We start from the raw sequence: 20,140 nt of genomic DNA on the forward strand, positions 1-20,140 counted from the left end.
ATCCATGGAGATCATGGGCACCAGAGAGTGGCAGAAGACGGCTCCTGATGGAGCCGGCTTCTGGGATCGCCTTCGCCTGATCAAGTGAACGCCCGGCCGTTTCCAGCAATGCCCGGCCCTTGCCGTGAATGCCCGTCCCGCTGTCCGCAGGCCGGGCCGCTTCCGACCGCTCGCACAGAACACGAGCGCGGACCGCTGTCTCCCCGTCAGCGGGCGTGCATGTCACAGGCGTACGGTTACGCAGCGGGCTGCACCCATCGTTTGATGATGCGCGGCTCGGAGTACGGCGCCGGCCAGGCCTGCAGTCGCAGCTGCTCGGTGGTCTCGGGTGCGTTGTCCGAGTCGATGTCCGCGAGGACGGCCGCGGCCAGGTTCCGCCGGGAAGCCCGTATGCGGGTCCACCCGGCGGGCATGTCGAAGCGTGTCGCGTCGGGGTAGTAGTCGGTGCAGCCCAGCACGACGAGGCGTCCCGAGGCCAGGTTGAGGCTCGCCTCGACGATGTGGTCGTAGTCGTCGTCGCCGCCGTCGTCGTCCGGCTGCGCCGCGAGGACGTGGACGCTGACTGCCACGTTGACGTTGACGGCGGTGCCGATGGCCAGGGCGTCCTCGGTGACACCGAGGCCGTCCAGGACGGTCTGCTCGGTCCACACGTCACTGAGGTCGCCGTCGGACTCGTCGTCCAGGAGGTGGATCTGGAAGTAGTCGGCGAAGAGCTTGAGGTCTGTTGCCATGGAGGCATCATTGCTGGCACCCAGGAAGGCCACGGCGGTGGGGTGGGGCCGTGCACGGCTGCCACGCCGTCACCGCCCGGCATGCCGGAGGAGTGATCCTTGGCAGGGGCAGGGCGCGTCATCTCCGGAGGACACGGCTCGGCTGGTGACACTGCACGGGTGCTCATCGAAGAGAACAAGCAGCTCGTCCGCCGCTTCTACGCCGCGATCGACAACGGTGACGTCGACGCCTTCGACGAACTCGTGGCGGAGGACTATCTGGACCACTCTCCACCGCCCTTCCCGGGTTTCGGCACGGGCCTCGAGGGGCTGAAGCAGATCTTCCAGGTCTTCTGGGAGGCGACCCCGGGCACGCACGAGATCCAGGACCAGGTGGCGGAGGGCGACAAGGTCGCCACGCGGTTGCTGTGCCGCGGCACCCACGAGGGCGACCTTCCGGGCATCCCCGCCACCGGCAACGAGCTGGAGATCACGGCGACGGTCATCCACCGCATCGAGAACGGCAAGCTGGCCGAGAAGTGGTCCGACAAGGACGTCCTGCGCTTCCTGCAACAGCTCGGTGTTGTTCCGCCGCTCGGCATGCCGAACGAGTGAGGGAGACCGGTGACCCGGCGGCCGGGCCGGTGTACGGGCGGCCGCCGGGACTTCACCTCACGCCGCTCTCCTCGGGCGGTTGACCTTCGCCGACGTCGTCGCCGGGCTCCTGGGGCTCGTCGGGCGCCGGGGCAGGCGTGTCCGCTGAGGAAACTGTGTCTGCCGAGGGAGCCGCGTCTGCGGAGGAAGCCGCGTCTGCCGAGGGAGCCGTGTCGTCGTCTCCCTTCGCTTCCTCCGTCTCCTCGCTCGCCTCCTCCGTTCCCTCGCCCTCCTTGCTGCGCCTCAGCCGGGCCAGGTCCGCCGCCAGCCGGTCCGAGAACATGCGCATGTCTGCCTCTGCTTTGAGGTCGAACACTGTGATTTCCTTCCTGCTCCGCCGGACCCATCGGGCCCGGCGCCGTGCCCGGCGTTCACAGTGGCCGGAACCACTGGTCCCCGGTCGTCGGGTCGGCCCGGTGCGCCCTGACCGCGCCGGTGTGCACCTCGTAGTACCAGGCGTGCACCGACAGCGTGCCGTCCTCCGTCCGCTCCGCCACGCACGGATGTGCGTAGAGCCGTTCCACCTGCGCCATGGCGTGCTGCTGGACCGCTTCCGCCAGGTCGGGGGAGTCGGGCATCGCCGGCCCGGGCGGCGGTGCGGCCCGCTCCAGCCAGCCGCGCACGGCCGGCGCGCGGGAGAGGTCGTCACCTCGCACCAGGGCGCTGACCGCGCCGCAGTGGGAGTGCCCGCACACCACGATGTCGCTGACGCCCAGGACGCGGACCGCGTACTCGATGGTGGCCGTCTCGCCGGTCGGATGGTCGCTGCGGTACTCGGGCACGATGTTGCCCGCCGTCCGAAGCTCGAACAATTCGCCCGGCCGTGCGCCCGTGATCAGGGCGGGCACGACGCGGGAGTCGGAGCAGGTGATGAACAGTGCCTGCGGGTACTGGCCGGCTTCGAGGGCGCGGAACTCGTCGGCGCGCTCCGCCACGTGCGTAGTGAAGGACCGGGCGTTGTCTGCAAGGGACTTCATGATGGCCTTTCTCCTGCGGCCGCGGGCATGCCGGGGACGCGGTGTTCAAGGTCAGCACTGGATGCCGGGTGTCGGTGGTGGTGCGAAGGGGCACGGCGGCCGGCGCAGCACACATCGCGGTCGCGCCGGTCCCGGAGGCGGAGAGGGCTGCCCTTGTGGGGTTGCCGCTCGTGGCGAAAGCACCGGGAACCGGGGCGTCCACGGCCGGGCCGGACTCGGCGGGTACAGCCACCCCTTTGCCAATACATTACCTTACGGAGGCGGGTCAAAGACTGCCCAAGCAATGCTCATGGATGCGTAATTCAGGCACGGTCGTACGCGAGCTACCAGGGCGTACGCCTTGGTGGTGAACGATCGGCGTGCGCCCCTGAAGTGCCGAAGACGCGGAAGGCGGGGATGACGCGGAAGACGGGTGGGGAATTCGAGGAGGTTCGGAAAGACATGACGAGGAGGTTCGGAGAAGCATGACGGATCCCGTACGCATCGACGTCCACCAGCATCTGATCCCACCGGAGCAACGCCGCGCGATCTCCGGCCGCGCCTCCGCCTTCGGCTGGCCCGCGCCGGTCTGGGACGTGCAGAGCGCGATCGCCATGATGGACCGGCGGTCGATCGCCGCCGGCGTGCTGTCGTTCGCCGCCCCGGTCGGGGCACCGGACGACCCCGAAGGGGCCCGCGCCACGGCCCGTACGGTCAACGAGTACACCGCGGAGCTGGTCAAGGACCGGCCCGACCGGTTCGGGCACTTCGCCGTCCTCCCCCTGCCCGACGTGGACGGCGCGCTCGCCGAGGCCGCGCACGCCCTCGACGAGCTGGACGCCGACGGGGTGATGGTGCTCTCCAACGCCCACGGCCGGTACCTCGGCGACCCGCTGTTCGAGCCGCTCTGGGCCGCACTGGACGCACGCGCCGCGGTCGTCCTGATCCACCCCACCGCGCCGCCGGGCGCCGCGCTCCCCGACCTGCCCGGCCCGCTCGTGGACTTCCCCTACGACACCACCCGCACCGCACTGCACCTGGCCGTCAACGGGGTTCCGCGCCGCTACCCGCGGATCAGGATGATCCTGCCGCACGCCGGAGGCTTCCTGCCCTACGCGGCCGACCGGTTCGCCGCCGCGGGGCGGCTGCGACCCGGCACCACCCCCGAGGACGTCCTGGCCGACCTGCGCCGCTTCTACTTCGACACCGCCTTCGCGGCCGGCCCGGCCTCGCTGCCCTCGCTCCTGGCCTTCGCGGAGCCCGGGCACGTGCTGTACGGCAGCGACTTCCCCATGGTCCCCGAGGAATGGGGCACCGGCTACGACGCGGCGCTGGACAGCCACCCGCACTGGGCACCCGGGCAACTCCACGCCGTCAACCGCGGCAACGCCGAGGCCCTCCTTCCCCGGCTCGCCCGGCGCTGACCCCGCCCCGGCTACTCCGGGACCCGCAGGCTCACGGTCATGCGGATGTCGTCGGCCGCCCATAGCACGAACCGTTCGATCGGCGTCACCTCGTGCTCCGGAACGGGCCGGAAGCGGAAGCGCTTGAGGAGTACGGCCAGTACGAGCTCGGCCTCGATCACGGCCAGGGCGGCGCCCTCGCAGCTGCGGGGCCCGATGCCGAAGGGGATGTAGGCCAGCCGGGGCCGCGCGGCCGTCTCCTCCGGGGTGAACCGCTCGGGTACGAACTTCTCGGGCTCGGGCCAGTGATCGGGGTTCATATGGACGGCCCAGATCGGATAGAAGACCGTCGTGCCGGCCGGGATCTCGTACTCGCCCCGCTCGCCCAGGAAGAGGGTCCCGGTCGTCTCGCGCGCGCCGTAGGGCCCGGGCGGGAAGAGCCGCATCGACTCCTTGAGGACCATGTCCAGGTATGTGAGCCGTCGCAGATCGGCGTACTCGGGCGCCGCGCGGTCGCCGAGCACGCGGTCCAGCTCCTCGCCGACGCGTTCGGCGACGACGGGGTGGCGGCCCAGCAGATGCAGGGTCCACGAAACGGCCACCCCGGTCGTGTGGTGGGCGGCCAGCATCATCACCATGACGGTGTCGCGGATCCGCGCGGGGCGCTCCCCGGCCTCGACGAGCGCCCCGATCAGATCGCTCCTGTCGGCGCGGTCGCCGGAGCGATGTGCCGCGACGACCTGGTCGACCGTCGCCCGCAGAAAGGCGAGGGCCGCCTGCGCCCGCTCGGCCCGTTCCTCCCGTGTGGCGGGCGCGGGAACCTCGTAGAGCTTCCCCAAGTGCTCGGTGAGCACGTCCTCGAAGGCGGCCACGACCCTGCCGGGATCGGCGACCTCGCCTCCCAGCGCGTACTCGCAGATCATCCGCAGGGACAGCGCGGTGAGATCCTTCTGCAGCTCGACGGGCTCGTGGCTGGCCCGGTCGGCCGGGCCGACGTGCGCAGCCTGCTCGGCCCAGCGGTCCGCGAGCTCCGTCGCGAGCGTGGTGAACCGCGCGAAGTGCCGCTCGTGGGAAGGCCGGCCGGCCAGCACCGACAGGAGCAGGCGCCGCCACGGCCCGTGCTCGTCGGCCGGCATCACCTGCAGATTGCCCGTCTCGAACAACGGCGCCAGGAACTCGAACAGCCGCTCCGGCCGCTTGTCGATGTGAGCGGTGGCCTCCAGCAGCACGGGGTCGGCGACGGATACGGCGGCCTGCGCCCCCGGAAGCTGGAAGCGCACGACGGGCCCATACGCGGCGTGCAGCTGCAACTGGTAGCGATGCAGACCGCCCGCGGCCGCGACGGCACCGACGCCACCGTCCGCCCCGGGCTCGGGACCGGGGATGTCCATGGCTGCTCCTCCTCGCCCTCACCGACAGACCGGTTCACGTGACGACTACCTCATGGCGATCCGCACCCACATCGCCGGGGAGGACACGGCCGCGGGTGCGGTTCTGTACGGCCCGTGGAAGACGGGGACCGGCTGACGGGCGCGAGCCGAAGCCCGTACGCACGCCCGGCAGCCGGTCTCCCTCCCCTCCCGGAAGCGTTCAGGCTTTACGCAGACCGGCGTTGCCGTTGCCGTGTTTGCGCTGCTGCTGCGGGTCGTAGCCGGGGAAGGGGCGGTCGAAGAGCCAGTTGTAGAGCATCTCCCGGCAGATCTGTGGCTGGAACGCGGGCACTTGGTGCCCGGAACCGGGCACACCGACCTGCGTCAGGTTCCCGTGACGGCGGACGAAACCCTTCGGGTTTCCCTGCGCCTGTGTCCAGATCAGCCGGGGAGCGTTGCGCCACTCCGCGTGTTCGTGCTCGCCCTTCTGCTCCATGAGGTGATCCAGGATCTCCTCGGTGCTGCGATACCCGCAGGCGGTGTCGAAGTTCCCGGTGTAGAGCAGGGTCTTGTAGCCCTCGTCGATGATTTTGGCGTACCGCCAGGAGCAGTCCACCATGTTGTCCTTGACCAGCCATTCGGCCACCGGGCCGTCGTTGTCGGCGCACTGCCAGGTGACGTCCGCCGGAACGTGCAGGGACTTCTTCACCTCCTCGCTTTCCAGATAGGCCCGCAGCGCCCCCATGGGCAAGTCGTCCCAGCGGCGCACGTCGTAGAGGTCGAAGTTCCCTCCGTACGACAGGGTCGTGGCCACCAGTTCATTGCCGAGCTTGGTGGCCTTCTTCAGCTTTCCCGCATCGAGGGCGTCCTGGAAGGCGTCGTGGGCCTTGTACAGGGATTCCTTCTGGCCGATGCCGAGGAAGCCGGTCGTGTAGGCGTAGTCGATCAGGGCGCGGAGCGACACCTCGGGCTTGATCCAGCCGTTGCCGACGGCGATCCCCTTGAGGTTGATCCGCCGCCCGGCCGCCTCGTGGCGGTTGCGCTCGTCGATCTCCATGGCGATCGCCGGCACGTACTTGCCGGCGTAGCTCTCACCGCAGACGTAGAGCGGGCATTCCGCGTACTCCGGGTGCGCGCTGAAGAACTTTTGCAGGCCCTCCCAGAACATCCGGCTGAGGGCCTTCTCGTCATGAACGTATTCCCCGACGTCGGAGTAGCTGTATCCGGTGCCGAGAGGCTGGTCCCAGAAGACGACGTGCGCTTCCTGGTTCCAGGAGTCGGGGCTCACCGATATCGTCCCGGCGGCATCGTCGCCGATGGACAGCGGCCCGTTCTCCAGGAACAGCCCCAGCAGGGAGGAGGCGCCGGGCCCGCCGTTGAGCCAGATCAGCAGCGGCGTCCGGCTGATCAGCGCCTGCTGGTCGGGGACCGCGACGTTGGGATTGCAGGTCTGGCTCTCGAAGAACCAGTAGAACAGGTGGTTCTGGGTGCCCGGGTGCTCCGTGCTGTCGATGTGCACGTGCCCGGCGTAGGAGCGGGCCTTCTTGGTGTCCTTGGTGGAGAAGTCGATGCGCTGGGTGTTGGGGATGTTCGCCGGAATCGAGGCGACGAGGTCGTCCGCGGACATGGTTCGTCCTCCGTTCGGCAGCTGGGTCAGGGAGTCAGGGGACGTTGCGACCTGGGCTGCGTTTGAGGGGAGCGGCGGAACCGCTTGGTCGTCCGTGCCGGCTCCTCCAGGACTCCGATGCGCTGTCCCTGGAGCAGTTGCACCGCGGGGAACCGGCCCTTCTGGAACAGCAGGATGTTCAGCGACCCGCCGTACTTGAAGTTCCCGACCTGCTCGCCCTTTTCCACCGGGACCGGCATCTCGCCCCTGAACTTGTCCAGGAAATTCACGGACGCGATCGAGTTGAGGCCGACGGGTACCTGCGCGACGTACCCTTCTTCGTCCGGCCCCCCGTCGGGATCCAGGTACAGCGTCTTGATGATGACGTATCCGCGGCGGAAGTCGAGGAAGTCGCTGTAGTCGTAGCCGTAGCCGACGTTGCCCTTGTCCAGCAGGTGGGGGAAGTTCCGGATCCCGTAGTACGCACCGCCGATGTCGTCGCGGGCCTCTACCACCTCACCCGCCACCGGGGTGTGGTACCAGTGGTAGCTGTCGGGCATCAGGATGCACGACACCGCCGTACCGCCGATGAAATGCCCCGCGTACGGGGAGCCGTCGAGCAGTTGACTGACGTTCATGGTCACGTTCTTGACGGGGATCTGCGTGAGCTCGCCCAGCTCATCGACGATCATGTTGATGACGCAGTCGGCCGGGGCGACCACCACGGTCTGGTCGTCCTTGGCGTCGATCGGGCGCCGGCCCTCCTTGATCTTCCGGATGAAGAACTCGTTGAAGTTCTCCCAGTCCTCGATCACGTAGTCGTCCATGCGCTTCGGACCGAGCTGTTTGACCCACCTCTTGATGGTTTCCTTCGAGTCCTGCGAGTCCATCTGCAGGCCCTGCAGGTGCGTGAAGTCGGCGATCACCCGGCTACCCGGACCCTTGGACACGAAGTCCATGCCGGGCTTGTTGTCGCCGTAGTTGATCCAGCTGAACTTCTCGATGTAGGTCAGCCCGTTGTCGACCCCCGACCCGTTCACCTGCCAGTCGTACCAGTCCCTGAAGAACTGACACAGGAACTTGATGTCCTGGTCCCGCCAGTCGCAGTACACGGGGTCGCGCTTGGGGACCGGGCACGGCTGCGCGTGCTCGACCGCCGCGTCGTACTGATCCCTGAAGCCGTCATGGTTCTCGGCGTACCAGATGTGGATTTTCTCGAGGAGCTGGTCGATGGTGCTTGAGAACGATTCCTGGCCCTTCGTCACGTTCCCGTCTCCTTCGCTTCTGCGTGAGAGGTGGCGACCTCGATAAGGGGGCAGGGGAGGGCAACGGCCGGTCGGCGGTGGGCCCGTCCTGCGTGCCGCCGCTCAATCTGCCGTGTCTCCGGGTCCGGGCGCGAGCGCGCAAAATGGCCATGGGGCAGCAGGTGCACCAGGAGCCTCTGCTCGTCCAGCGCTCTCCTGGCGGCGATTCTTTTCAGCCGCGTGCCGGAAGCCGGAGCCGATCCTGCAGGTTCACGAGCTCGGAGAAGGGGGCCGCCCCCACGCCGCTTCCAGTGCGGACCTCAGTGCGTCGAACGACTCCCGGCCGATCCGCTCGGCGAGCTCCTCCTCCAGCCGTTCGAGGATGACGCCGGCCTGATGGTGTGCGCGTTCCCCTTCCTCCGTGCGCCGGATCAGCCGCTGCCGGGCGGAGGCGGGGTCGGGGGCCTGCTCGAGGAGCCCGGCGGCGATCAGGCCCTGCACGGCCTGGTGCGCGGTCTGCCGGGTGACGCCCATGCGCCGGGCCAGCTCGGACGCCGTGGTGCCGTCCTCGTCCAGCACGGCGAAGAGCTGTACCTGCGTCGGGGACACCGGTGTGGTGCCGGCCGCCTCCATGGCCGACAGCAGCCCTTCCTCGAACCAGCGCCGGGCGTCGCTGAACAGCTGGGGGAGGGTGCGGCGGGTGGACTGCATGGGTTCCTCACGGTCGGCTTGCCTGCCGACACTCTCTCATGTCAGGCTGCCTGACATTCCTGAGGCCGTTCGAAGGAGCCCCCATGACCATCGAGTACGCCACCCGCTACCGGTCCGCCTCGCGCATACCCGCCGACCCGGGCAAGCCCTACTTCATCGAGAAGGGCGAGGGGGACCGCGCCCACCTGTTCGGTGACCTGATCACCATCTACGCCGGCGGCGAGCAGACCGAGAACACCTTCAACTTCTTCACCGTCGAAGGCCCCAAGGGCGACCTCATCCCCGCTCACCTTCACCCCGACACCCACGAGGTCTTCTACATCACCCAGGGCGCCGTACGGCTCTTCGTCGAGGACACGGAGGGCAACCAGCAGGAGAAGCTGCTGACCCCCGGCGACTTCGGCTTCGTGCCCAAGAACTGCCCGCACGCCTACCGCATGGAGCGCCACCACAGCCAGGTCGTCGGCGTCGCCGCCGGGCCCGGCGGCACCTTCGAGCGGTTCTTCGAAAACCTCGGCGCGCCCGCAGAAGAGCTGGGTCTGCCGCACCGGCCCGTCGTCCCCGGGCCCGGCAAATTCGCCACCGTCCCCGAGCAGTACGACGTGCGCTTCCTGCCCGACCACCAATGGCGGAGGCGGTGAGCTCGACGCTCGCCCCTTCCGCTCGGTCTGCCCGAGACCTCGGGGCCTTCTGTCGAATCTGCGCCACCGGCCGAGCGGATAAACATACACAGCTACATACGGATGAACTTGCGCTGCTTCTGCTGTGCGGTCGCCGGTTGATCGGCCACTCTGCTGCATGGCCTGGTCGGGGTGGCGAACGGTGACCAGCGGTGCCTGCGGTCAGCGCCGCGCGCATCGTCGGCCGGGTGCCGTGACCCGGAACCCGGGTGTCACGGACCGCCGTTCACGATGCCTGCTCGCGTAGCGAAGGGAACCCCGGATGCCCCAGCTCGACGGCGCTTCTCCGCTCAAGGCGGGTGCGCGCAGCGCTCTCCGCCCGCACGATCTCGCACCCGGCGCCACGGCACCGGCTGCGGCGGACGCGCTGCACGGGCTCCTCACCGGACCGACGGGGCTGGGTACGTCGGCGGCCCGCCTGTTCCGTACGGACCTCACTCCGCCGGGGGGAGACGGGCGGCAGGTTTCCGCAAGCCCCGGTGCATCGGCGCCTACGCAGCCCACCGGCACCAAGCCCACCGAAGCCCAGGCCGGAGACGGGCGCTCGGAGGGGTCTTCCGTTCGCGTACCGCCGCTCTACTGCCCGGACGCCGAGCGGGACGACCCGGCCCTCGGCGAAGAGGTGAACAACCGGCTGGTCGAGTGGGCGGAGGAGATCGGGATCTTCCAGGGCCGCCTGGAACGGCTGCGGTCCCACAACTTCGGGCGGCTGTTCATGCTCGCCCACCCCGACACCGACGATCCCGAGCGCATCCTCACCGCCGCCCGCTGCGGACTGGCCGAGTGGGCCGTGGACGACCACTGGGTCGACGAGGGGGAGGACACCACACCGGAGCTGATCGGTTCCCGCCTGGCCATGGCCCACGCCGTCGTCGACCCCGTCCGGCTCCCGGCCCGCTACCTGGCGGAGTTCGAGAACCTCGTCCGGAAGGAGCCGGTCCTGCGCGCCTTCCGCTCCTGTCTCGACCACCTGGCGGGGATCGCGAGCCCCACCCAGGTCGCGCGGCTGCGCCACGAACTGGCCGTGATGTTCGTGGGCTACAACCAGGAGGCGGAGTGGCGCAGCTCCGGGCGTACCCCCGCCGTGTGGGAGTACATGCTGCACCGCTACGAGAACGCCTTCTACCCGTGCATGGTCCTGATCGACCCGGTCGGCGGCTACGAACTCCCGGCCGCGGAGTTCGCCGACGCGCGCGTGCGCCGTACCTATCTGTACGCCGGCACGGCCAATGTGCTGCTCAACGACCTGTATTCGATGGGCAAGGAAGACCCCACCGACACCAACCTACCCAACCTCATCGCCGCCGAGGACAACTGCTCGCTGCAGGAAGCCGTCGACCGCGCGGCGTGCATCCACGACGAGCTCATGCACACCGTGGAGGCCGAGTGCGCCGTCCTGAGCGTGGCCGGCTCCCCTGATCTGCGGCGCTACCTCGCGGGGCTGTGGGCCTGGATGGGCGGCAGCAAGGAGTGGCACGCCACGAGCCCCCGATACCACGGCATGTCGTCCCAGTGAGCCCCTGCAACGAACCAGTGAACCCATATCAGTTCATCAGCTATCGGAAAGAGAAGACACGGTGACCATTCAGGAGACCCACGCCCCGGTTCTCGCCAGCGCTTACCAGCGGTCCGTCGCCGAGTACTGGAACCGGGAGAAGAACCCGGTCAACCTCCGCCTCGGCGAAGTGGACGGCATCTACCACCACCACTACGGAATCGGCGAGGCCGACTGGTCGGTCCTGGAAGGCCCCGAGGAGACCCGCGACGAGCGGGTCACCGCCGAACTGCACCGCCTGGAGTGCGCCCAGGCGGATCTGCTGCTGAGCCACCTGGGTCCCATCGGCCCCGACGACCACCTGCTGGACTCCGGGTCGGGCCGCGGCGGCAGCAGCCTCGTCGCCAACCAGCGGTTCGGCTGCCACGTCGACGGGGTCTCCATCTCCGAGACCCAGGTGGCGTTCGCCAATGAGCAGGCCGGCAAGCACGGCGTGGCCGACAAGGTGCGCTTCCACCTGAAGAACATGCTGGACACGGGCTTCGGGACGGGCCGCTTCCGGGCCATCTGGAACAACGAGAGCACCATGTACGTCGACCTGTCCCAGCTGTTCCCCGAGTACGCCCGGATGCTGAGCCACGGCGGACGGTACGTGACCATCACCGGCTGCTACAACGACGCCTACGGGCTGCCGTCCCGGGCCGTCAGCGAGATCAACGCCCACTACATCTGTGACATCCACCCGCGGAGCAGCTACTTCAAGGAGATGGCGAAGAACCGCCTCGTCCCGGCCGCCGTCGTGGACCTGACCGAGGCCACCATCCCGTACTGGGAGCTGCGCGCCCAGTCGCCCCTGGCCACGGGCATCGAGAAGGCCTTCCTGACCGCGTACAAGGACGGCAGCTTCCAGTACCTGCTCATCGCGGCCGACCGGGTCTGACGGAACGAAGCGGTGCGGCCCTCCGGCCCCCGGCGACTCGCCGTCGGGGGCCGGAGGGCTTGTTGCTGCTGCCCGCCGCGCGGACGCCCGCCGCGTGCGTCGGCGGCCGGGCGGGCGTCAGCCCCGCGTCAGGAGCTCCTGGAGGACTGCTGCAGCGCTGATATCGCGGTCCTTCGTCGCGGTGAGAAGGGTGACGGTGCCGTGCCGGGCCAGGTCCTTGAGGTGCTGGAGGGCCGTCGCGTGGGCCGTGTCGTCCAGTTCGGAGTGGTATCGGCGGGTGAACTCCTCGAAGCGGTCGGGGTCGTGCCCGTACCACTTGCGCAGCTCGGTGGAGGGCGCGACGTCCTTGCACCACTCGTCGAGTGCGGCAGCGTCCTTGCTCAGGCCACGCGGCCAGATGCGGTCGACGAGCACCCGGCTCCCGTCGGCCTCCTCGGGCGCGTCGTAGACCCTGCGCACCCGCACCTGCTGTGACCGCTGCATGGGCCCATCGTTCCGCCCGGCCGGGCGGAACGCACCTGCGCGAGTCCGGGCGCGCCCGCGCGCGGGCCGAGGCTGAGTGCGTTGCCGGGCAGTCCGGCCCCGCCCGGCCGACGGACGCCCGTCGTCGTGTCACCCACCCCACGCGATCACCCGGAAGGCCGAAATCACCGGGAAGGCCGAATCGGCCGGAGAACCGGCCCCGGGTCACCGCCGGTGAGAGCGTCCGGCTGCGGCGCCGCGGTATCCGGATGTCCGCTGCCCGGCTCGCCTGCACAAGCGATGCCGTGGGCGCGGTGATAGGAAGGAACGAAGGCCGGTGGCCCGAGACCCAGGAGCGGTGGATGAGCGTGGAGCGTCCCGGGTCCGGTGTCGTCGAGGTCGCTCTCGCACCGGACTCGGTGCCGGCCGGTGGCGAGGAGGACGAACTGCGGGCGGGCCTCGCCGAGAGGCCTCGCCGGATCCCGCACCGCTACGGTTACGACACGGTGGGCTCACAGCTGTTCGAGGAGATCAGCCGCCTGCCCGCCTACTACCCTCCCCGCTCGGAACGCAGGCTGCTGCGTGACCACGGAGCCGAGATGGTGCGTCTGTCGGGCGCCACCGAACTCGTGGACCTCGGGGCCGGCAGCGCGGAGAAGTCGGAGATCCTGCTGGCGGCCATGGAGACGAACGGGCTCCTCGGCGCGTACACGGGGATCGACGTGAGCCTCGAACCGATGCGGGTTGCCGCCCGCCGTCTCGGGGCCCGGTGGCCGGCGGCCCGCATCATCCTGGTGCACGGTGACTTCGCCACCGCCCTGCCGTGGCTCCGAGGCGGTGGGACGGGACGCCTCATGGCGATGCTCGGCAGCACCTTCGGATGTCTGACGCCGCCCGAGCGATCCGGCTTCCTGCGCGCCTTGCGGGCCTGCTGCGGGCCGGGCGACCACGTGCTGATCTGCGCCGACCTCTTCCAGCCGGTGGACACCGTGCGCCGGGCCTACCGGGCCGGATGCACGGGGGAACGGCCGGTGCGCCGCTTGTTCGCCCTCAACACCCTGGCTCACCTCAACAGGGAGTACGGGGCCGATTTCGACCCCGCCTTCTTCGAACCGGACGTGGTCTACGACGTGCCCCGCAGGCAGGTGCGAGGCGAGATCCGCAGCACCAGGCGCCAGCGGGTGGTGGTCTCACGGCTCGGCATGGCCCTCGACTTCGCCAAGGACGAGACGTTCTTCCACGACGTGCTGCACAAATTTGAGCTGGGCGAACTGCTGGGGGAGGTGGAATCCTTCGGCTTCCGGTGCCGTCGGCACTGGGTGGAGGAGGAATTCCAGTACGCGGCCCTGCTGCTGAGCTGAGCTGGGGTGAGCTGGGATGCGGCTCCGGACATCCGGGGCCGGCCCTCCCCGCTCGGGGCCGGACAGGCGGCGGTGTTCAGGCGGCCCGCCTGCCGCTGTCCTCGGCAGGTGGGCCGGCAGGCGACGCCCGGTCCACCGGCGGGGCAGGTTCCGGGGACGGGAGGTCGGGCACGGCCCGCAGGGGGCGCCGAGGCTGCTGTACGGGGTGTTCGGACGCGGGACTGCTCAGCAATCGTTCCTCGTAGCGGCCCAGCGCGAGCACCACGCACAACAGGAAAGGAGGCAGGAGCAGAGCGACGGCGACCACGAGGGCCCCTTCCGCAGTGGCGGTGTGTTCCCCATCGCCTTGCCGTACGTGCCGGATACAAACACCGCTGCCCGGCTCGCCCGGGTCGTTTCCCCCGGCTGTTTACCCGCCCCGCCCTGGGGAAGCAAAGGCGCCGCCCCCCGACGTCCTGCCCACGGCCTGGCAGGCCGTCGAGTACGCCGCGATCCCGCCCGGTGGCAGCGACACCGGCTGGGCAACCTGGAGCATTCCCGGCGCAACCGTCCCGCCCGTCTCGGCTTGCCGCCCCCGGGCAGGCGGGCCAGCCTGAGGGGGCGAGCGCCGCCGCCGACGCCGGCCCCGAGAGAACCGCACGACGAGGAAGGACGTACGCGCGTGCCCGCTCACTCCGCGTCAGGCCGAGGCTCCTCGGACCCGGACGCCAAGGACCAGCAGCTGGACCGGTTCCGCGCCGCGCCCCGGCACGACGCGCTCACCACCGACCAGGGGGGCGCGTCGACGACACCGACAACGCGCTGCGCGCCGGGCACCGGGGCCCCACCCTGCTGGAGGACTTCCACAACCGCGAGAAGCTCACGCACTTCGATCACGAGCGCATCCCCGAACGGGTCGTGCACGCCCGGGGCGCGGGCGCCTACGGCTACTTCGAATCGTACGAGTCGCTCAGCGAGTACACCTGCGCCGACTTCCTGGCCGAGGCGGGCCGCCGCACTCCGGTGTTCGTCCGCTTCTCCACCGTGCAGGGGCCGCGCGGATCCGCCGACACCGTCCGCGACGTCCGCGGCTTCGCCGCCAAGTTCTACACGCGCGAGGGCAATTACGACCTCGTCGGCAACAACATGCCGGTGTTCTTCATCCAGGACGCCATCAAGTTCCCCGACTTCGTGCACGCGGTGAAGATGGAGCCGCAGAACGAGATGCCCACCGGCGCCTCCGCGCACGACACCTTCTGGGACTTCTGCTCCCTCCAGCCCGAGTCCACCCACATGCTGATGTGGCTGATGTCGGACCGCGCCATCCCGCGCAGCTTCCGGATGATGCAGGGCTTCGGCGTGCACACCTTCCGCTTCGTCACCGCCGACGGGCGCGGCACGTTCGTGAAGTTCCACTGGAAGCCCGGGCTCGGCGTCCACTCCCTCGTGTGGGACGAGGCGCAGATCGCGGCCGGCCGCGACCCCGACTTCCACCGCCGCGACCTGTGGGACGCCATCGAGGCGGGCGAGTACCCGGAGTGGGAGCTCGGCGTCCAGCTCGTACCGGAGGAGGACGAGTTCGCCTTCGCCTTCGACCTGCTCGACGCCACGAAGATCATCCCCGAGGAGCAGGTGCCCGTACGGCCCGTCGGCCGTCTCGTCCTCGACCGCAACCCGCAGAACTTCTTCGCCGAGACCGAGCAGGTCGCCTTCCACACGGCGAACGTCGTCCCGGGCATCGACTTCACCAACGACCCGCTGCTCCAGGGGCGCAACTTCTCCTACCTCGACACCCAGCTGATCCGCCTCGGCGGCCCGAACTTCAGCCAGCTTCCCGTCAACCGGCCGATCGCGGACGTCCACCACAACCACCGCGACGGCTTCGGCCAGCAGGTCATCCACCCGGGCACCAGCTACTTCCCGAACTCGCTCGGTGGCGGCTGTCCCGCGCACGCGGGCGCGGGCGGCGGCGCCGGGGTCTTCCGGCACTACGCGGAGCGCGTGGACGGGGACAAGATCCGGGTGCGCAGCGAGAGCTTCAAGGACCACTACAGCCAGGCCGCGCTGTTCTGGAACAGCATGGCCGACTGGGAGCGGCGGCACATCGTCGAGGCGTTCCGCTTCGAGCTGGGCAAGGTCGGGGCGGTCGAGGTGCGCGAGCGGATGACCGGCAACCTCGCCCACGTCGGCCAGGACCTGGCGGCCGGGGTCGCCGAGGGCCTCGGCCTGCCCGCCCCGGCGCCGGTCGGCGGCGGCACCGCTGCCGCGTCACCCGCCCTGAGCCAGGAGAACCTGACCGGCACGGGCATCCGTACGCGCAAGGTCGCCGTCCTGGCCGCCGACGGCACGGACGCCGGGCAGGTCACGGCGGTCCGGGACCGGCTCACCGACCGGGGCGCGATCGTCGAGGTCCTGGCCGCCAAGGACGGCACCGTCCAGGGCGCCGGCGGCGAACCCCTCGACGTGGACCGGGCCCTGCCGACCATGGGCTCCGTCCTCTACGACGCGGTCCTCGTCCCCGACGGCGCCCGGGCGGTCTCCGTCCTGACCGCCGACCCCGCGGCCGTGCGGTTCGTCGAGGAGGCGTACCGGCACGGCAAGCCGCTGGCCGTCCTCGGCGGAGGCACCCGGCTGCTCACGGCCGCGCGGCTGCCCGAGGACGTCGTCCTGGGCGAGTCGGCCCCGGACTACGGGGTGTTCACCGGCGACGGCACCGCCCCGGCGGAGGCCCTGGCCGACGCCTTCGCCGAGGCCATCGAGCAGCACCGCTTCCCCCACCGTCCGGGACTGCTCAACTGAGGCGCGCCTGCACCTGGGCGCGGTCGTTCACCTGATGTGCGGCGCGGGCCCGGGGGGCCGGCCGCCTCCCGGAGGGTTACAGTGCGGTCCATGCGGCTGCTGCTGACCTCCGACACCCACCTGCCCACCCGGGCCCGTAAACTGCCGCCGCCCCTCCTGGACGCGATCGCCGACGCCGATGCCGTCCTCCACGCCGGCGACTGGACCGACACCGCCACCCTGGAGCTGTTCACCGCCCGCGCCCGCCGCCTCATCGCCGTCCACGGCAACAATGACGGCCCCGAGCTGCGCGCCCGCCTGCCCGAGACCGCGCACGCCGAGCTCGGCGGGCTGCGCTTCACGGTCGTCCACGAGACCGGCCCGGCCCGCGGCCGCGAGAACCGCTGCGCCGAACGCTTCCCCTCCACCGATGTCCTGGTCTTCGGCCACAGCCACATCCCCTGGGACAACACCGCCCCCGGTGGCCTGCGCCTGCTGAACCCCGGCTCACCGACCGACCGGCGCCGTCAGCCCTACCGCACGTACATGACTGCCAGTGCCGCCGACGGGAGGCTCACGGAGGTGACCCTGCACCGTATCGAGGCGGCAGAGGCCGGGTAGGACCGACCACGGTCCGCCGCCACCGCATGCCCTGCCGGGTTCCGGGTACCCGGGGCGCGCCCGCCGCATCCGCGCGGCGGGTGAACGCCCACGACCACGGAGGTGGCCGACATGGCCCGGCAGCAGCCCAGGAAGACACCCCGCGACCAGAGCGGACCGGGAGCTCATTCCGGTCGGGAGAGCCAGGCGCGCGAGCGCTCCGTGCCGGGTACGGCGAGCGCCCGTGAGGGCTACCGGACCGGGGGCGGCACTGCAGACGACGAGGCCCTGGAAGGGGTGCGGGCGCGCGGCGAGCGAGGGGAGAAGGACAGGGAGAAGGAGCGGACGCGCGACGAGGGGCACGGCAAGAGGACCCAGCCGTGACCGGAAGGCGCAGCGGGGCCGGCCGCGTATGACGTACCGGTTCTCCCCGTTCCGATGAACGGAGCCGGGCGCACCGGCGCCGCCGTCTACCCGGCCAGCGCCCCTCCGAGGTCGCCCCGGGTCCTGCTCGTGCTCGGGGCGGCCGGGGCGTCCGGTCCCGTCGGGGGCTCCTTCGCGGCCGCCCGGCGGGCGAACGGCAGCCTGCGCATCAGACGCGTCGCCACCGCGGCGTACGCGATGCCGATGACGAGCGAGGCGCACAGCGCCAGCATCGGCGAGTGGTCCTCGAGGTACGGGTAGACCTGCCAGTGCGTCAGGTAGATGGAGAGCGAGCTGCCGGCCAGCAGGCCGGCCGCCCGGTTGAGGGTCCTGGTGCTCGGCAGGACCGGGAACCACACCAGCAGGAGCAGGCCGCAGATGACCACGGCCTCCCGCTGGGCCTGGCCGGGGAAGTGGAAGAGGCCCGGCACGGACGCCAGGACCGTCGTGGTCACCAGCAGGCGGTGCCGTACGGTGCTCGCCTTGGCCGCGGCCCAGCCCAGGGCGAAGAGCCAGAAGACGACGACCGGCGTCATGTGCGGGACGCGCAGGTCGAACCCGGGCAGGTTGTAGCGGGTGACCAGCCCGAGCGCTATCAGGGCGGCGGGAAAGGCGAACGGGAACCGGCGCTCGGTGCGGTCCAGCGCCGGGACGGCCAGGCAGACGGCCAGGGCGACCAGGAAGTAGACGAGGGCCTCGACGAACCAGTAGTGCCACTCCTGCCGGCCTTCGTGCGAGCCGATGACACTGTTGAGCAGAACGGCGTTCTCGGGGTCGTAGCCCCGGCCGAGGAAGACCACGAAGCTGATCCAGGCGACGCTCGGCAGGGCGATGCGCGCGATGCTGTGCCACGCGTGCCGGACGCGCTCGCGACGCGGCGCGGAAGTGAGGTGGAAGCGGGCGAAGTTGAAGCCGGCGATGCCCAGCAGCACGTGCGCCCCGCCCTGGACGATGAACAGGGGTATGTGGGAGCCGACGATGAGGACGATGGCGACGGCACGGAGGGCGACTCCGGTCTCCAGCGTGCGGATGCGGCGCACGGCCGGGCGGCACCCGGGCCGGGGCAGGGGAGTCGTCGGCCGGAGGTCGCGGATCGGCCGGGTGTGCCAGCCGGCGGGGAGGCGGCCCAGCGTCCGCTCGATCCTCAGGGACATCTCCACGTAGGAGAGGGAGTCGCCGCCGAGGCCGACGAAGGTGCTGTCCTCGGTGACGTCGGTCCGGCCGAGGACCTCCGCGTAGACACGGCAGAGTGCCGTGGTCACGGTCATGGCCGTCGCCTCGTTCGCCGTCGCTGACGACTCCTCGGCTTCGGGGGCCCGCGCCTGCTGTCGTACGGCCCGGTAGTCGGGCTTGCCCGTGGCGAGCCGCGGCAGTTCGGCGAAGTGGCGTACGTGCACGGTGTGGACGGGCAATCCGCTCACTCCCGCCGCCAGCCGCCGCAGGTGTGCGAGGTCGCGGGGAGGGGCGCCGGTGACGGCCACGATCAGCCGCTCGTCGTCGCCGGTGCAGCACGCGGTGATGCCGCACCGCTTCAGGGACGACTCGACGGCCTGCGGATCGATGCGCAGGCCGAGGATCTTCAGGAACCGGCTGCTCCGGCCGATCACCTCGTACAGCCCGCTGTCCGTGCGCCGCGCGATGTCCCCGGTGCGCAGCTCGTCGACGGTGCGTCCCAGGCGCAGGTCCGCCGGGGTCCGGGCGTAGCCCAGCATGACGTTCGGCCCGCGGTAGACCAGCTCGCCGGCGCCCGGGCCGGCCGGGTCGCCGGGCAGGGGCTCGATGCGGAAGGAGCCGCCGGGGACGGGGACGCCGATCGACCGCGGGTGCGCGAAGACGAGTTCGGGCGGCAGGTAGGCCATGCGGGCGGTGGCCTCGGTCTGTCCGTACATCACGAACAGGTCCCAACCGGCCCGCCGGCCCAGGTCCGCGTAGCTGGCCACGCGCTCGGGCGCCAGCCTGCCGCCCGCCTGGGTGACGTAGCGCAGGTGGGGCAGGTGCATGGCGGCGAATCCGACCCTGTCGAGTAGGTCGAAGGTGTGCGGGACCCCGGCGAAGGACGTGCCGCGCGCGGAGCGGAAGAGGTCCCAGAAGCGGGGGTCGGAGACGGAGAGGTCGGTGAGGATCAGCCCCGCTCCGCGCAGGAGGTGGCTGTGGACGACCGAGAGGCCGTAGCAGTAGTGCATGGGCAGCGTCGTGGCGGCCCGGTCGTCCCCGCGGATGTCCAGGCACGAGCTGATCGATTCCGCGTTCGCCTGGAGGTTGTCGTGGGAGAGGCGCACGAGTTTCGGGGAGCCCGTCGATCCGGAGGTGCTCAGCAGCAGCGCGAGGTCGGGGTGGAGCTCGTGCGCCGAGCCGGCGCGCCGCTCGTCGATGTGCCACGTACCGTCGCCGGCGGGCAGCGCGACCACGTCGGGGTCGTACGCGGCGACGAGCGATTCCACCGCGGAGCCGCTGTCCGGTGCCAGGAGGACGGGGTGGCCGGCGGCCAGGGCTGCGAGGTGGACGACGAGGGCGTCGGCCGTGTTGGCGCCGGCGAGCAGCACGAGACGCCGCCGCGGGCCGAGGCGCCTGGCGACGGCCGTCACGTGCTCGGCGAGCTCGCGGTACGAGACCTCACCGGTGGGGGTGATGAGGGCCGTGTGATCACCATGAGTTGCGAGAGCGCGGGCGAAGGGGACCGATTCGACTCCGTTTGGCTGGCCGAAAGAGAGCGTCACCCTGAGTATCGTAGATAAGGGTTGCTTTACCTGGAAGACCGGCGGAGAGGG

The 20,140-nt window shown here is 70.5% G+C and carries 18 protein-coding genes and 1 pseudogene; 9 read left to right on the plus strand and 10 right to left on the minus strand.

Annotation, left to right across the window (positions count from 1 at the left end):
• Nucleotides 1-236: 236 nt before the first annotated feature.
• Nucleotides 237-731, minus strand: coding sequence for a hypothetical protein (locus AS857_RS14520; RefSeq protein WP_058043512.1), 495 nt, complete (start codon nt 729-731; stop codon nt 237-239).
• Nucleotides 732-890: 159 nt separating this feature from the next.
• Between AS857_RS14520 and AS857_RS14525 the strand changes: the two genes are divergently transcribed.
• Complete coding sequence (locus tag AS857_RS14525; protein ID WP_058043513.1) at nt 891-1,325, plus strand: ester cyclase; 435 nt, start codon at nt 891-893, stop codon at nt 1,323-1,325.
• A gap of 52 nt (nt 1,326-1,377) precedes the next feature.
• Here AS857_RS14525 and AS857_RS14530 read toward each other — a convergent pair whose 3' ends face one another.
• On the minus strand, nt 1,378-1,680 hold the full coding sequence (locus AS857_RS14530) for a hypothetical protein (RefSeq protein WP_058043514.1): 303 nt from the start codon (nt 1,678-1,680) through the stop codon (nt 1,378-1,380).
• A gap of 55 nt (nt 1,681-1,735) precedes the next feature.
• Nucleotides 1,736-2,341 carry a carbonic anhydrase gene (locus AS857_RS14535; protein WP_058043515.1) on the minus strand — a complete coding sequence of 202 codons (606 nt, stop codon included), beginning with the start codon at nt 2,339-2,341 and terminating at the stop codon, nt 1,736-1,738.
• Nucleotides 2,342-2,805: 464 nt separating this feature from the next.
• On the opposite strand from AS857_RS14535, the gene AS857_RS14540 reads away from it, so the two are divergent.
• Nucleotides 2,806-3,744, plus strand: coding sequence for an amidohydrolase family protein (locus tag AS857_RS14540; protein ID WP_058043516.1), 939 nt, complete (start codon nt 2,806-2,808; stop codon nt 3,742-3,744).
• An 11-nt stretch (nt 3,745-3,755) separates the two neighbouring features.
• Here the strand turns inward: AS857_RS14540 and AS857_RS14545 are convergent, their stop codons facing one another.
• The 4 genes from AS857_RS14545 to AS857_RS14560 all read right to left on the minus strand — a co-directional run bounded on the left by AS857_RS14545 (nt 3,756) and on the right by AS857_RS14560 (nt 8,654).
• Nucleotides 3,756-5,114 carry a cytochrome P450 gene (locus AS857_RS14545; protein ID WP_058043517.1) on the minus strand — a complete coding sequence of 453 codons (1,359 nt, stop codon included), beginning with the start codon at nt 5,112-5,114 and terminating at the stop codon, nt 3,756-3,758.
• A 199-nt stretch (nt 5,115-5,313) separates the two neighbouring features.
• Nucleotides 5,314-6,720 (minus strand): S10 family serine carboxypeptidase-like protein, encoded by a 1,407-nt coding sequence (locus AS857_RS14550; RefSeq protein WP_058043518.1) that lies wholly within the window; start codon nt 6,718-6,720, stop codon nt 5,314-5,316.
• A 26-nt stretch (nt 6,721-6,746) separates the two neighbouring features.
• Nucleotides 6,747-7,964 (minus strand): phosphatidylserine decarboxylase, encoded by a 1,218-nt coding sequence (locus AS857_RS14555; protein ID WP_079110331.1) that lies wholly within the window; start codon nt 7,962-7,964, stop codon nt 6,747-6,749.
• 249 nt (nt 7,965-8,213) lie between these two features.
• Entirely contained in the window at nt 8,214-8,654 is a 441-nt protein-coding gene (locus tag AS857_RS14560) for a MarR family winged helix-turn-helix transcriptional regulator (RefSeq protein WP_058043519.1), read from the minus strand.
• An 83-nt stretch (nt 8,655-8,737) separates the two neighbouring features.
• On the opposite strand from AS857_RS14560, the gene AS857_RS14565 reads away from it, so the two are divergent.
• From AS857_RS14565 to AS857_RS14575, 3 genes are all read left to right on the plus strand, one after another.
• Complete coding sequence (locus tag AS857_RS14565) at nt 8,738-9,295, plus strand: quercetin 2,3-dioxygenase (RefSeq protein ID WP_058043520.1); 558 nt, start codon at nt 8,738-8,740, stop codon at nt 9,293-9,295.
• Between the two features lie 301 nt (nt 9,296-9,596).
• Nucleotides 9,597-10,850: a family 2 encapsulin nanocompartment cargo protein terpene cyclase gene (locus AS857_RS14570; RefSeq protein ID WP_245699829.1), complete on the plus strand. Its 1,254-nt coding sequence runs from the start codon at nt 9,597-9,599 to the stop codon at nt 10,848-10,850.
• A 61-nt stretch (nt 10,851-10,911) separates the two neighbouring features.
• A complete protein-coding gene (locus tag AS857_RS14575; RefSeq protein WP_058043521.1) occupies nt 10,912-11,769 on the plus strand; it encodes a geranyl diphosphate 2-C-methyltransferase in 858 nt (285 codons plus the stop codon).
• A 117-nt stretch (nt 11,770-11,886) separates the two neighbouring features.
• Here the strand turns inward: AS857_RS14575 and AS857_RS14580 are convergent, their stop codons facing one another.
• Nucleotides 11,887-12,252 (minus strand): DUF488 domain-containing protein, encoded by a 366-nt coding sequence (locus AS857_RS14580; RefSeq protein WP_058043522.1) that lies wholly within the window; start codon nt 12,250-12,252, stop codon nt 11,887-11,889.
• Between the two features lie 341 nt (nt 12,253-12,593).
• Between AS857_RS14580 and AS857_RS14585 the strand changes: the two genes are divergently transcribed.
• A complete protein-coding gene (locus AS857_RS14585) occupies nt 12,594-13,592 on the plus strand; it encodes an L-histidine N(alpha)-methyltransferase (protein ID WP_058043523.1) in 999 nt (332 codons plus the stop codon).
• A 76-nt stretch (nt 13,593-13,668) separates the two neighbouring features.
• Here AS857_RS14585 and AS857_RS38880 read toward each other — a convergent pair whose 3' ends face one another.
• Complete coding sequence (locus AS857_RS38880; RefSeq protein WP_107105583.1) at nt 13,669-13,899, minus strand: hypothetical protein; 231 nt, start codon at nt 13,897-13,899, stop codon at nt 13,669-13,671.
• A gap of 354 nt (nt 13,900-14,253) precedes the next feature.
• Here AS857_RS38880 and AS857_RS14590 point away from each other — a divergent pair.
• The 3 genes and pseudogenes from AS857_RS14590 (at nt 14,254) to AS857_RS14600 (ending at nt 17,333) form a co-directional block, all read left to right on the plus strand.
• A pseudogene (locus AS857_RS14590) lies at nt 14,254-16,370 on the plus strand (catalase).
• A gap of 90 nt (nt 16,371-16,460) precedes the next feature.
• The gene (locus tag AS857_RS14595; RefSeq protein ID WP_058043524.1) at nt 16,461-16,970 is read left to right on the plus strand and encodes a metallophosphoesterase family protein; all 510 of its coding nucleotides are present in this window, start codon (nt 16,461-16,463) and stop codon (nt 16,968-16,970) included.
• A 111-nt stretch (nt 16,971-17,081) separates the two neighbouring features.
• Nucleotides 17,082-17,333, plus strand: a complete 252-nt coding sequence (locus AS857_RS14600) for a hypothetical protein (RefSeq protein WP_058043525.1) — start codon at nt 17,082-17,084, stop codon at nt 17,331-17,333.
• Nucleotides 17,334-17,419: 86 nt separating this feature from the next.
• Here the strand turns inward: AS857_RS14600 and AS857_RS14605 are convergent, their stop codons facing one another.
• Nucleotides 17,420-20,089 carry an AMP-binding protein gene (locus AS857_RS14605; RefSeq protein ID WP_063804252.1) on the minus strand — a complete coding sequence of 890 codons (2,670 nt, stop codon included), beginning with the start codon at nt 20,087-20,089 and terminating at the stop codon, nt 17,420-17,422.
• Nucleotides 20,090-20,140 lie beyond the last annotated feature (51 nt).

It is taken from the genome of Streptomyces roseifaciens (assembly GCF_001445655.1).
Lineage (GTDB): Bacteria > Actinomycetota > Actinomycetes > Streptomycetales > Streptomycetaceae > Streptomyces > Streptomyces aureoversilis.